At 64.3% G+C, this 12,155-nt stretch carries 12 protein-coding genes; 6 read left to right on the forward strand and 6 right to left on the reverse strand.

Translation table 11 applies throughout. From position 1 onward, the window contains the following. The first annotated feature begins 90 nt into the window (after positions 1-90). From lipB to JOF47_RS10475, 3 genes are read left to right on the forward strand one after another with little or no spacing between them, the layout of a single operon-like run. Entirely contained in the window at positions 91-771 is a 681-nt protein-coding gene (lipB, locus tag JOF47_RS10465; RefSeq protein WP_209997514.1) for a lipoyl(octanoyl) transferase LipB, read from the forward strand. Beyond that, on the forward strand, positions 768-1,769 hold the full coding sequence (gene lipA, locus JOF47_RS10470; RefSeq protein WP_209997515.1) for a lipoyl synthase: 1,002 nt from the start codon (positions 768-770) through the stop codon (positions 1,767-1,769). The genes lipB and lipA overlap by 4 nt, the downstream gene beginning before the upstream one ends. A gap of 31 nt (positions 1,770-1,800) precedes the next feature. Continuing rightward, a complete protein-coding gene (locus tag JOF47_RS10475; protein ID WP_209997516.1) occupies positions 1,801-2,553 on the forward strand; it encodes a DUF4191 domain-containing protein in 753 nt (250 codons plus the stop codon). A gap of 93 nt (positions 2,554-2,646) precedes the next feature. Here the strand turns inward: JOF47_RS10475 and JOF47_RS10480 are convergent, their stop codons facing one another. Beyond that, complete coding sequence (locus JOF47_RS10480) at positions 2,647-3,081, reverse strand: RDD family protein (RefSeq protein WP_342592756.1); 435 nt, start codon at positions 3,079-3,081, stop codon at positions 2,647-2,649. A gap of 274 nt (positions 3,082-3,355) precedes the next feature. Between JOF47_RS10480 and glnA (JOF47_RS10485) the strand changes: the two genes are divergently transcribed. Further along, on the forward strand, positions 3,356-4,780 hold the full coding sequence (glnA, locus tag JOF47_RS10485) for a type I glutamate--ammonia ligase (RefSeq protein WP_209997517.1): 1,425 nt from the start codon (positions 3,356-3,358) through the stop codon (positions 4,778-4,780). Positions 4,781-4,895: 115 nt separating this feature from the next. Here the strand turns inward: glnA (JOF47_RS10485) and JOF47_RS10490 are convergent, their stop codons facing one another. From JOF47_RS10490 to glnA (JOF47_RS10505), 4 genes are all read right to left on the reverse strand, one after another. Further along, on the reverse strand, positions 4,896-5,138 hold the full coding sequence (locus JOF47_RS10490; protein WP_209997518.1) for a hypothetical protein: 243 nt from the start codon (positions 5,136-5,138) through the stop codon (positions 4,896-4,898). 23 nt (positions 5,139-5,161) lie between these two features. Beyond that, the gene (locus JOF47_RS10495) at positions 5,162-5,491 is read right to left on the reverse strand and encodes a cupin domain-containing protein (RefSeq protein WP_209997519.1); all 330 of its coding nucleotides are present in this window, start codon (positions 5,489-5,491) and stop codon (positions 5,162-5,164) included. A gap of 71 nt (positions 5,492-5,562) precedes the next feature. After that, positions 5,563-8,580, reverse strand: a complete 3,018-nt coding sequence (locus tag JOF47_RS10500) for a bifunctional [glutamine synthetase] adenylyltransferase/[glutamine synthetase]-adenylyl-L-tyrosine phosphorylase (protein WP_209997520.1) — start codon at positions 8,578-8,580, stop codon at positions 5,563-5,565. A 9-nt stretch (positions 8,581-8,589) separates the two neighbouring features. After that, positions 8,590-9,930: a type I glutamate--ammonia ligase gene (gene glnA, locus JOF47_RS10505; protein WP_209997521.1), complete on the reverse strand. Its 1,341-nt coding sequence runs from the start codon at positions 9,928-9,930 to the stop codon at positions 8,590-8,592. A gap of 121 nt (positions 9,931-10,051) precedes the next feature. On the opposite strand from glnA (JOF47_RS10505), the gene panB reads away from it, so the two are divergent. Continuing rightward, complete coding sequence (panB, locus tag JOF47_RS10510; protein ID WP_209997522.1) at positions 10,052-10,906, forward strand: 3-methyl-2-oxobutanoate hydroxymethyltransferase; 855 nt, start codon at positions 10,052-10,054, stop codon at positions 10,904-10,906. Positions 10,907-10,909: 3 nt separating this feature from the next. On the opposite strand, the gene JOF47_RS10515 is transcribed toward panB, so the two are convergent. Next, positions 10,910-11,107 carry an SPOR domain-containing protein gene (locus JOF47_RS10515; RefSeq protein ID WP_209997523.1) on the reverse strand — a complete coding sequence of 66 codons (198 nt, stop codon included), beginning with the start codon at positions 11,105-11,107 and terminating at the stop codon, positions 10,910-10,912. A gap of 130 nt (positions 11,108-11,237) precedes the next feature. Between JOF47_RS10515 and map the strand changes: the two genes are divergently transcribed. Then, on the forward strand, positions 11,238-12,113 hold the full coding sequence (map, locus tag JOF47_RS10520; protein ID WP_209997524.1) for a type I methionyl aminopeptidase: 876 nt from the start codon (positions 11,238-11,240) through the stop codon (positions 12,111-12,113). The last annotated feature ends 42 nt before the right edge of the window (positions 12,114-12,155 follow it).

Here is a 12,155-nt window from a genome sequence, read left to right on the forward strand (position 1 = left end):
GCTTCATAGAAGAATCTTGTTTTGGTTATCCACAAGACGTGTGTCTATTCAAATTCGAAGGCTGTCTTCGATAGGCGTACCGTATTGGCCATGAGCATCGAATTCGAGCGAATTGGCCTGGCTCCGGAGCTGGTCGACTATCGCGAGGCATGGGAATTGCAACGGCGCGTTCATGAGGAAGTCACGCACGGGAGCACAGGACCCGTTGTCTTCCTCCTGGAACACGAAGAAGTGTATACCGCAGGCCGCCTGACGGAACCTGAAGACCTACCAGTGGACGGAACACCCGTCATTGACGTTGATCGGGGCGGAAAGCTGACCTGGCACGGCCCCGGGCAGCTTGTCGGATACTCGATCGTCCGCTTGTTGGACATGAAAGGCATCCGCGAGTATGTCTCGGTCCTCGAGGAAGCAATGATCAACGTGTCCACCGGGTATGGCATTCCCGCCGCCCGCATCAAGGGCCGTAGTGGCGTGTGGGTGCTGGGCACCGATGGCGCCCAAGACCGCAAACTCGGCGCCATCGGCATTCGCGTGGACCACGGCGTCACAATGCACGGTTTCGCTTTCAACTGCTCCAACGACCTCTCCCCCTACGCACAAATCATCCCCTGTGGAATCACCGACGCCGGGGTCACAAGCCTCAGCGAAGAAACTGGAACCACCATCACTCCAGCCGATGTCCTTGACCGTATCGAGAAAGAACTCGATGCTTTATTGAGCCCCATCGTGTCACTGACAGCAACCACCCCGGAAAGAGCCAACCGATGACCGCCGCACCCGAAGGCCGCCGCCTGTTGCGCATTGAACAGCGCAACTCCGCAACACCCGTAGAACGGAAACCAGCCTGGATCAAGGCCAAGGTCAACATCGGCCCGGAATACGTGGGCCTAAAGAAACTCGTCAAGTCCGAGGGCCTGAACACCGTCTGCGAGGAAGCGGGCTGCCCGAACATCTTCGAATGTTGGGAAGACAAGGAAGCGACCTTCCTCATCGGCGGCTCCGAATGCACCCGCCGCTGCGATTTCTGCCAGATCGACACCGGCAAGCCCCAGGCCATCGACCGTGCCGAGCCTTTCAAGGTCGCCATGAGCGTCAAGAAGATGGGTCTGCGCTACGCAACCGTCACGGGCGTCGCCCGCGACGACTTGGAGGACGAGGGAACCTGGCTTTACGCCGAGACCGTTCGACGCATTCACCAGTTGAACCCCGGCACCGGAGTTGAACTGCTGATTCCCGATTTCTCCGGTAAACCGGAATTCCTCGACGAAATCTGCGCATCCGCCCCAGAGGTCTATGCCCACAACCTCGAGACGGTACCTCGACTATTCAAGTCCATCCGCCCGGCCTTCCGTTACGATCGCTCACTTGACGTCATCTCCCAGGGCCGCGCCAACGGGATGATCACCAAGTCCAACCTGATTCTTGGCATGGGTGAAACCCGCGAGGAAGTCACCGACGCCATCAAGGATCTCGTGGATGCCGGCTGCGACCTGTTGACCATCACCCAGTACCTGCGCCCGACCGAACGCCACCACCCTGTTGAACGCTGGGTCAAGCCGCAGGAATTCGTGGAATTGCAGCAGGAAGCCGAAGAGCTCGGCATGCTCGGCGTCATGAGCGGCCCGCTGGTTCGTTCCTCCTACCGCGCCGGACGCCTGTGGGCCAGTGCCATGCGCAAGAAGGGGCTTCCGATTCCCGAAGCCCTGGCCCACATAGAAAGTTCCGGAGACACGCGGCAGGAGGCGTCCTCTCTGGTCGGCACATAGTCAGCCACGCATCGCGTAGAATTGAAATACTATGGCCAAAAACACCGATAATGCCTCGAGCGAGGCTGCAAGCCCAAAGCGCGGACTCTTTTCGCGCAAGCCAAAGGCCGAGAAGGCCACTAAGGAACCAGGCCGGCTGAAACAGCTGGGCCAGGTCTTCCAGATGACTCGCAAGAACGACCCGATGGTCGTTTGGCTGATGATTCTGGCGGCCCTTGGCGTGCTGGTAGTGGGCCTCGTTGTTGGCCTGCTGATCAAGAACTGGATCACCGCGCTTCTCATCTCGATCCCGCTGGCATTGTTGGCTGCAACGATGATTCTTTCCCGCCGCGCCGAAAAGGCCGCGTTCAAGCAGCTCGAAGGACGCCCCGGTGCTGCCGGTGCGGCCATGAGCGTGCTTCGCCGCGGTTGGATCCTCAAGGACGAGCCCGTTGCGGTCAACCCCCGCACCAAGGACCTGGTCTTCCTGGGCATCGGTCGCGCGGGCGTTGTACTTGTGACCGAGGGGCCGACCACGCGCGTTCGCACGTTGGTTGACGCGGAACGCAAGCGCATGAACCGCGTTCTTCCCAACGTCCCGATCCACGTGATCAATGCCGGCAGTGACGAAGGACAGGTTCCTTTGGCTGAGGTCGGCAAGGCGATGAAGAAGCTTCCCAAGTCGATCACCAAGCTCGAGATCAGCGCCGTTGACAAGCGACTGAGCACCCTGGGTAGCGCCCGCTTGCCGATTCCCAAGGGAATCGACCCGAACCGGGCCCGCCCGGATCGCCGCGGACGCTAGAGAACAGCACTTGTTAAATGAGTGAGGGGCTGGAACCGTTTTGGTTCCAGCCCCTCACTCATTTAACCGTTTCAGACCCGGCTCAAAGCCGAATTAGATACGTACGAGAATGGTCTTGCCCAGCCGATCGTGGTAACCACGCTGGTCGGAATCGCTCAGCAGCGGCGGGATCACCAAGCAGATCAGCAAGGTCCGAATGATCCCGGTTAACGGCTTCACCGCGGTCCCGTCCATACCCTGCACCTGCATCCCGAAGATGCGGTGGCCGATTGAGTGGCCTGTGACACCAACGAAGAGCATTTGCATGGCGGCAAAGATCACCAGGTTCGCCGTCGTGTCGGCCTTGAAGAAAATCAGCGAAATCAGCATCGCGATTCCCCAGTCAACCAGCAGGGCGCCAACGCGCCGTCCGATCCGCGCCACGGAGCCCGGCCCGCTTTCGGGGCGCCCCAATCGCTTGCCTGGCCATTCCTGGTTACTCAGTTGCGGCGGGCCCTCGAGCCACGAGCCAAAATCTTTTCTTTCCACATCTACCAGACTACCGGGGTGCGCCAACTTGCGCTCCGGCGCCCGTTTTTCTAGGCTTCCAAGTGGGCCATGCCACACCCTCGATCGCCAGTGTGATTCACCTCATGTACCTCAGGGTGAAATCCTCGTCCGTGTAACGTACTTGAAACAATCGAGACACAGTAGAGTAACGGCAACGGTCTATGGTTGATAACGAAGGAAGGGAAGACCCGCGTTTTCCCTTCTACGGCAGCCCCAGCCGCACCCCGAAGAAACCACACAGGAGCCCCTGACTATGTTCAAGAGTCCAGAAGAAGTCATGGCATACATTGCCGAAGAAGACGTCAAGTTCGTCGATATCCGTTTCACGGACCTCCCCGGCGTTCAGCAGCACTTCAACGTCCCGGCCCGCACGGTCGACGCTGACTTCTTCCTCAACGGCCAGCTCTTCGATGGTTCCTCGATCCGCGGCTTCGCCGGCATCGCCGACTCCGACATGCAGCTGATCCCTGACGTGACCTCGGGGTTCGTTGACCCGTTCCGCCTGGAGAAGACCCTGGCGTTCAACTTCTCGATCGTGAACCCGCGCACCGGCGAGCCGTACCACCGCGACCCGCGCGGCGTTGCCGAGCGCGCCGAGGCCTACCTGACCTCCACCGGCATCGCCGACACCGCATTCTTCGCACCCGAAGCCGAATTCTTCATCTTCGACAACGTGCAGTACGAATCCAAGCCGCAGGGCTCTTTCTACAAGGTTGATTCCATCGAGGCTCCGTGGAACACCGGCAAGAAGGAAGAAGGCGGCAACCAGGGTTACAAGACCCCCTTCAAGGGCGGTTACTTCCCGGTCTCCCCAACCGACAAGCAGGCCGACCTGCGCGACGCCATCTGCCTTGAGCTCGAGGCCGCAGGCCTTGAGGTCGAGCGCAGCCACCACGAGGTTGGCGCCGCCGGCCAGGCCGAGATCAACTACAAGTTCAACACGCTGACCCACTCGGCCGATGACATCCTGAAATTCAAGTACATCGTCAAGAACGTGGCCGATGCCTGGGGCAAGTCCGCAACCTTCATGCCGAAGCCGATCTTCGGTGACAACGGCTCGGGCATGCACTGCCACCAGTCTCTCTGGGCCAACGGCGTTCCGCTGTTCTACGACGAGAAGGGCTACGCCGGCCTCTCGGACATGGCCCGCTGGTACATCGGCGGCCTGCTGAAGCACGCCTCGGCCGTGTTGGCCTTCACCAACCCGACCGTGAACTCCTACCGCCGCCTGGTCAAGGGCTTCGAGGCACCGGTCAACATGGTGTACTCGCAGGGCAACCGCTCGGCAGGCATCCGCATCCCGATCACCGGATCGAACCCGAAGGCCAAGCGCATCGAATTCCGCGCACCGGATGCTGCCTCGAACCCGTACCTGGCATTTGCCGCACAGCTGATGGCAGGCCTTGACGGCATCAAGAACCGCATCGAGCCGGCAGACCCGATCGACAAGGACCTCTACGAGCTCCCGGCCGAAGAAGCCAAGGACATCCAGGTTGCTCCGAGCTCCCTGGAAGAAGCCCTGCTGGCCCTCGAAGCAGACTACGAGTTCCTTCTTGAGGGCGACGTCTTCACCGAGGACCTGGTCCGCACCTGGATCGAATACAAGCGCGAACACGAAATCAAGCCGCTGTCGCTGCGCCCGAACCCGTACGAGTTTGAGCTGTACTACGGCTGCTAGCCAGTCCATGGGGACAGCCGGGGCTTAGCCCGCAGGGAGTCCGCACAAAAGGGAGCCAACGACGATTGTCGTTGGCTCCCTTTCGTTGTATCGGGCGTTCAGCTCCCGGCTGCGGTCAGCCGAACACGACGATCCCGTCGGTGCCCGCCAGCCTTTCGACATCACCCAGGAAACGCTTTCCTTCGACCCAGGCATAGCCGGCGGGCGAGAACTCGCGCAGGATCGCCAGTTCGCCGCCAACCGGCTTCACAACTACGGCCAGCGCGCCGTTGTCGAGGATCTTGTAGGCAACCTGGGAGCCTTCCTCGTCATCGTTCCTGTACTTCTCCCCTGTTGCCAACGCAACGACCACGGACACGGCGGACCCTCCCCTGTCCCCGGCTAGCCCGCGATGGTGGTCAGCAGGAACGAGCTGTCCGACTCGGCCACCACATCATGAAGCGCATCAGGCAGCACAAACAGGCCGCCGTGGGCGATGGCCGCGGTCTGCCCCTCCCAGCTGACAAGAATGTTGCCGCGCAGCACCAGCAGCGTCGCCGCTTCCGGCTTGGGGTGCTCGTTCAAGCTGGATCCGGAGGTCAGGGTGATCAAGGTGTGGCGCAGCCGCCCGTCCTTGAGCACCGCCACGGCACTGCGCCCGTTGGCCGTGGCCGCGGCCTTTGCCAACTCGCGTTCGACCAGGTCATCCATTTCGGCTCGGGTGATATGCATGGCAGGGATGCCTACCTTTCGAATTGACGGCAACGGGTGCTGCTACCTACTATGCCCCGGGTTCCGGCGAATTAGTCCTCAAAGGCGTAAAAATGTCGCTCAAAAACCTGTCGCGCCCGCCGGGTGGCCTTGAGGTAGTCGTCCTCCATCACCGCGGCCTCCCCGGGCGAATAGCCGCACCAGCGCGCGACGGCTTCCATGTCCCGCCAGGCATGCGGCAGCACATCGGTCACCCGGCCCGTGCAGATCACCCCCGCGCTGCGGATCCTGGTGGCTAGGGCCCAGGCGTGATCAAGGGTCTGGACGTCCTCCGCCGGAATAATGCCTGCCTCGGCGACCGCGTGCAGCGCGGGACGCGTCGAGGTAGTGCGCAGCTCTGGAATTGTTGCCGCATGCTGCAACTGGATGAGCTGGACCAGCCATTCGACGTCGCTGAGGGAGCCGCGGCCCAACTTGAGGTGGCGGGCGGGATCCGCGCCGCGCGGCAGCCGTTCGGCCTCCACCCGGGCCTTGATCCGGCGGATCTCCCGGACCTGCTCTTCCCCGATTGGTTCCCCGTAACGCACCTCGTCGACCATGGCCATGAAGTCCTCGGCCAGCTCGTCGGATCCGGCCATGGGGGCGGCACGCAGCAGGGCCTGGCGTTCCCAGACGTGGGCCCACCGCTTGTAGTACTCCTGGTAGGCGTCGAACGAACGCACCAGCGGGCCGCTCTGGCCTTCGGGGCGCAGCTTCGCATCGACCTCAAGCCGCGGCTCGGCCTGGATTGCCGGGGTCATGGGCTTGGCCAGGAACGAGCCGAGCGACGTGACGATGCGCAGCGCCTGCTCCTGGGCTGCCTGCGGGTCGGCCCCCGCGATGGGCCGCTGCACGAACATGACATCGGCGTCCGAGCAATATCCGATTTCGCGGCCGCCCTGGCGCCCCATGGCGACCACCAACACGTCGCACAATGGCTCGGTCGTCTCGTGCTCGAGGTTTTGCGCCACCCGCAAGGTGCCGAGCACCGCGGCCCTGTCGTTGTCCGCCAGCGCGCGGCCCACCCCGTCCTGGTCGATGACCTCTGCGCCGTCGGCCAGGGCGATGCGCAGCATTTCGCGCCGGCGGATCACCCGGATGAGCCGGATGGCCGGGTCGGTGCCGAGGTTGCGCTTGAGCTTGGAGGAGATCTCCGCCCACAGCGCCTCGAAGGACAGCGGCTGCAGGTCCTTGTCGGAGCCCAGCCAGGCGGTCGACTCCGGGGACACCTCCAGCAGGTCGGTGATGAACCGGGAGTTGGACAGGATCTTGCACAGGCGTTCGGCCGCCGCGTTAGAATCGCGCAGCATGCCCAGGTACCAGTGGGACTCCCCCAGCGACTCGCTCAGCCGCCGGAAGCCCAGCAACCCGGCGTCGGGGTCCACGCCCTCGGCGATCCAGCCCAGCAGCACCGGCAGCAACTGGCGCTGCAGGGCGGCACGGCGCCGCACCCCGCCCGTGAGCGCGTCGATGTGGCGCATGGCGGCCTTCGGGTCGACGTAGCCCAGGGCACGCAGGCGGGCCTGGGCCGCCTCCGGGCTCAGGCGCACCTCGTCGCGGGAGAGGTTGGCGGAGGTGCTCAGAAGCGGGCGGTAGAAGATCCGCTCGTGGAGCTTGCGGACCTCGCGCTTGGTTTCGCCCCACCGCTCCAGCAGCTTCGCGGCGCTTGCAAGTTCCACGCCCAGCATCGAACGCACCCCGCGGGCAAGCACCCGCTGGCCCGATTCCCTTTGCGGCATCAGGTGCGTGCGGCGCAGGTTGACGAGCTGGATGCGGTGCTCGAGCACGCGCAGGAATCGATAGGACCCGTCAAAGCTCTCGGCGTCGTCGCGGCCGATGTAGCCGGCCTGGCTCAACGCGCCGATGGCCGTCGTGGTGGTGCGCACACGCAAGGATTCATCGACCCTGCCGTGCACCAACTGCAGCAGCTGGACGGTGAATTCCACGTCCCGCAGGCCGCCGGGCCCCAGCTTGAGCTGGCGCGAGAGTTCTTCGGGCTTGATGTTGGCGGTGACGCGGCGGCGCATGCCCTGCACCGATTCGACGAAGCCCGCCCGCTCCGAGGAGGACCAGATCAGCGGCGCGGCCATGGCTTCGTATTCGGCGCCCAGTGCCGCATCGCCGGCGATGGCGCGGGCCTTGAGCAGCGCCTGGAATTCCCAGGAGGCGGCCCAACGCTTGTAGTACGCGGCGTGGGATTCGAGGGTGCGCGAGAGCGCACCGTCCTTGCCCTCAGGGCGCAGGTTTGCATCGACCTCCCACAGGCCCGGCTCCGGCCCCGTGGAATCGATGGCGCGGGAGATGCCGGCCCCCAGCACCGCTGCAATGCCCGAGGCGGTCTGCTCATCGAGCCCGTCGCTTGCGTGCACGTAGATGACGTCGACGTCGGAGACGTAGTTCAGTTCGCGGGCACCGCATTTGCCCATGCCGATCACGGCCAGGCGCACTGCGGCAACGTCCTCGGCGGCAAAGCGTTCGGCGGCCTCGACCCGGCTGATGGCCAGCGCGGCCTCGATGGCCGCGGCGGCAAGGTCTGCAAGTTCGCGGCCCACCACCGGCATTGCATCCAGTGCGTTGGCCGCCCCGAGGTCGCGGTGCGCCAGCGACAGCAGGGCCCGGCGGTAGGCGACACGCAGCGCCCGGTAGCCGGCGGGACCGGACAGCGCTGCCACAGGCGCGGCGGCCGATTCAGGGTCCGCACCGACGGCCAGCAGGAGCTGCTCCCGCAGGTCGCCGGCGGCGCACCCCTGGATCCGCGCGTCGGGCACCTGCTCGAAGACGGCCAGCGCCCCGGGCTCGCGGATCATGAAGCCCGCCAGGGCGTCGGAGGCGCCGAGGACGCGCAACAGGCCCGGCGCCGTGCGCGGGTTTTCCACCAGCGCCACCGCGGCCGGAGCATGAGGGATGAGCCGGACCAGGGAGAGCAATGCAAGGTCGGGGTCTGCCGCGTTGGCCAGGTTCCCGACGAGTTCCTTGAGGTTGACCCCGGAGAGTTCCTCGGCCGCCAGGAATCGCTTGGCCCGTTCGAGGTCGTCAAAGCCGGCGGAGATGAGCCGCCGCGTGGGATTCACGTATGGCTCCTAGAGGATCCCGAGGTAGCGGCGAAGCTCGAACGGGCTCACGTTCTGCCGGTACGCTTCCCACTCGTCGCGCTTGTTGCGCAGGAAGGAATTGAAGACCTGTTCGCCGAGGATCTCGGCCACCAGCTCGGATTCCTCCATGGCGCGGATCGCGTCGTGCAACGAACCGGGCAGCGGGTCGTGGCCGGATGCGCGGCGCTCCGCGCTGCTCAGGCCCCACACGTCGTCCTCGGCCTGCGGCTCGAGCTCGTAGCCCTCCTGGATGCCCTTCAGTCCAGCGCCGAGCAGGCAGGCGTAGGCCAGGTAGGGGTTGGTGGCCGAGTCGATGCCGCGGTATTCCACGCGGGCGCTCTGGCCCTTGCCCGGCTTGTACAGCGGAACGCGGACCAGTGCCGAGCGGTTGTTGTGGCCCCAGGACCTGTGGCTCGGGGCCTCGCCTCCGCCCCACAGGCGCTTGTAGGAGTTCACGAACTGGTTGGTCACCGCCGTGAATTCCGGTGCGTGGCGCAGGATGCCGGCAATGAACTGGCGTGCGGTGTCGGAAAGCTGGAATTCGCGCCCGGCCTCGAAGAAGGCGTTGGTGTCGCCCTCGAAGAGCGAGAAGTGGGTGTGCATGCCGCTCCCCGGTTCATCGGAGAAGGGCTTGGGCATGAACGTCGCGTAGATGCCCTGCTGGAGCGCGACCTCCTTGATGACGGTGCGGAAGGTCATCACGTTGTCGGCCGTCTGCAGCGCATCGGCGTAACGCAGGTCGATTTCGTTCTGCCCGGGGCCGTTCTCGTGGTGACTGAATTCCACGGAGATGCCGACGGCCTCTAGCATCGTCACCGCCGTGCGGCGGAAGTCCTGGGCGACGCCGCCGGTGACGTGGTCGAAGTAGCCGCCGCGGTCGACAGGCACCGGGTAGCCGTCGGCGCCCAATTCGCTGGAGCGCAGCAGGTAGAACTCGATCTCGGGGTGGGTGTAGCAGGTGAAGCCCATCTCCGAGGCGACGGCCAGCTGGCGCTTGAGGACGTGGCGGGAATCCGCAGCCGCCGGCAATCCGTCCGGTGTGAGGATGTCGCAGAACATGCGGGATGTGGGTTCGGTTTCCCCGCGCCACGGCAGGATCTGGAAGGTGGCCGGATCCGGCTGCAGGAGCATGTCGGATTCGTATATGCGTGATAGCCCTTCGATGGAGGACCCATCGAAGCCCAGGCCCTCCTCGAAGGCTCCCTCGACCTCGGCCGGGGCCAGGGCCACCGACTTCAGCGAACCAACCACGTCGGTGAACCACAGGCGAACAAAGCGCACGTCGCGCTCTTCGATGGTTCGGAGGACGAATTCCTGCTGGCGATCCACGGCGGGTTCCTTCCACAACGGCTTCATATTGGGCGGAAAGTGCCGCCTCAATCACTTTATACGGTTTTCCCTACATGACACGGTGCTACGTGTTCGGGCATTGTGCATTAGTCTCTTGCCCATGAGTGCTCATCCCCCAGTCCCCGCAAACTCCACGTCCGCTGCGCAGGCCCCGGGCGGCCGCGTCCGCGTCCACCACTTGCAAAAGGCCAAGGCCGAGGGACGCAAGTTTGCGATGCTCACCGCATACGACACGATGATGGCAAACCTCTTCGACGAGTCCGGGATCGAGGTCCTGCTGGTCGGGGATTCCGCCGCCAACACGGTCGTGGGGTATTCCTCCACCCTGCCGATCACCCTCGATGAGATGGTCGTTTTTGCCAAGGCCGTGACCTCCGGGGTCAAGCGCGCCCTGGTGGTCTGCGACATGCCGTTCGGCTCCTACGAGGTTTCCCCCGAACAGGCCGTGACCTCGGCTGTGCGCCTGATGAAGGAGGGCGGGGTGCATGCCGTGAAGCTGGAGGGCGGCACCTACTTTGCCCCGCACGTGCGGGCTCTGGTTGCCGCGGGTATTCCGGTGATGGCACACATTGGTTTCACCCCGCAATCGGAGCACGCGCTGGGCGGCTACCGGGTCCAGGGCCGCGGGGATGCCGCGGGCGCGTTGGTCGAGGACGCCCAGGCGCTGGAGGCCGCCGGCGCCTTCGCCGTCCTGATGGAAATGGTTCCCACCGAGGCCGCCCGTCGCGTCGACGAGGCCCTGCACGTGCCGACGGTGGGCATCGGCGCCGGCCCCGTGACCACCGGCCAGGTCTTGGTGTGGCAGGACATGCTCGGGCTGGGCGGCGGCAAGGGCGCACGTTTTGTTAAGAAATATGCCGACCTGCGCTCCATCGTTACGCTGGCCGCCACCGCCTACCACCAGGACGTCGTTTCCGGCACGTTCCCGGCGCCCGAGCATGAGTTCGAGGACTAGGGCCTAGTCTTCGAACTCGGCCTCGTCTTCCGCGTCCCATTGTTCGTTGCGCTCGCGCACCTTGGTCATGGCTTGTTCGGCTTCGGCGCGGGAGTTGTAGGGCCCCAGCAGTTGGGACCAGTCCGCCTGCGGACCGAATTCGACCTGCCCTGTGACGATGTTGAACCAGTAATCGCCCTCACCCGGGAGTTCCTTGCTCATCTGGTTGTCCGCCTTCCTTTAGCTCTGTTTTGCATGGCTAATGCCCACCCTACAGCCCCGGCCGCGCGCCCGAACGGCCCGCAAGCCACCTATGTGCCCGGGGCATGGGGGCACGGTTAGAATAGGCGTTATGCCTCTTGCGTCAACAGCACCTGTCGGGTCCCTGAAACCCGGCGTCCTCTCCCCACCACGTCCAGTCCCCGCTTCTATCGTGCGGCCCGAATACGTCGGCCGCCCGGCGCCGCGGAAATCCGATGCGTCGGAGGTCCGCAGCCCGGAGGTCATCGCCAAGATGCGCATCGCCTCGAAGATCGCGGCACAGGCGCTGGTCGAGGTCGGCAAGGCTGTGGTCCCCGGCGTGACCACCGATGAGCTGGACCGCGTCGGACACGAGTTCCTGCTTGACCACAACGCCTACCCCTCCACCCTGGGGTACCGCGGATACCCCAAGTCGCTGTGCGCATCGATCAACGAGGTCATCTGCCACGGCATCCCGGACAGCACCGTGGTTGAGGATGGCGACATCATCAACATCGACATCACGGCATTCATCGGCGGGGTCCACGGCGACACCAATGCCATGTTCATGGCCGGGGACGTCGACGAGGAATCGCGCCTGCTGGTTGAACGCACCGAGGAATCCCTGCGCCGCGCCATCAAGTCTGTGATGCCGGGCCGTGAAATAAACGTCATAGGCCGCACCATTTCGGCATACGCGAAGCGATTCGGCTATGGTGTGGTTCGGGACTTCACCGGCCACGGCGTCGGGGAATCCTTCCACACCGGGCTGATCATCCCGCACTACGATGCGGCACCGGCCTACAACAGGCTCATCGAACCGGGCATGACGTTCACCATCGAACCCATGCTGACCTTGGGAACCATCGAATGGGACATGTGGGAGGACGGCTGGACCGCCACCACCAAGGACCGCAAACGCACCGCACAGTTTGAACACACTCTGCTCGTCAATGAGGACGGCGCCGAAATCCTCACCCTGCCCTAACGGCAGGACCTTTCCCGCACGAGAGAGAACCTGAAGAACACC

The organism is Paeniglutamicibacter kerguelensis (assembly GCF_017876535.1).
Classification (GTDB): domain Bacteria; phylum Actinomycetota; class Actinomycetes; order Actinomycetales; family Micrococcaceae; genus Paeniglutamicibacter; species Paeniglutamicibacter kerguelensis.

What these genes read in the sequence shown, in the direction of transcription:
- lipB (WP_209997514.1), top strand. Translation starts at nt 91, where the DNA reads ATGAGCATCGAATTCGAGCGAATTGGCCTGGCTCCGGAGCTGGTCGAC.
- panB (WP_209997522.1), top strand. Translation starts at nt 10,052, where the DNA reads ATGAGTGCTCATCCCCCAGTCCCCGCAAACTCCACGTCCGCTGCGCAG.
- JOF47_RS10495 (WP_209997519.1), bottom strand. Translation starts at nt 5,491, where the DNA reads ATGCATATCACCCGAGCCGAAATGGATGACCTGGTCGAACGCGAGTTG.
- glnA (WP_209997517.1), top strand. Translation starts at nt 3,356, where the DNA reads ATGTTCAAGAGTCCAGAAGAAGTCATGGCATACATTGCCGAAGAAGAC.
- lipA (WP_209997515.1), top strand. Translation starts at nt 768, where the DNA reads ATGACCGCCGCACCCGAAGGCCGCCGCCTGTTGCGCATTGAACAGCGC.
- map (WP_209997524.1), top strand. Translation starts at nt 11,238, where the DNA reads ATGCCTCTTGCGTCAACAGCACCTGTCGGGTCCCTGAAACCCGGCGTC.
- JOF47_RS10475 (WP_209997516.1), top strand. Translation starts at nt 1,801, where the DNA reads ATGGCCAAAAACACCGATAATGCCTCGAGCGAGGCTGCAAGCCCAAAG.
- JOF47_RS10515 (WP_209997523.1), bottom strand. Translation starts at nt 11,107, where the DNA reads ATGAGCAAGGAACTCCCGGGTGAGGGCGATTACTGGTTCAACATCGTC.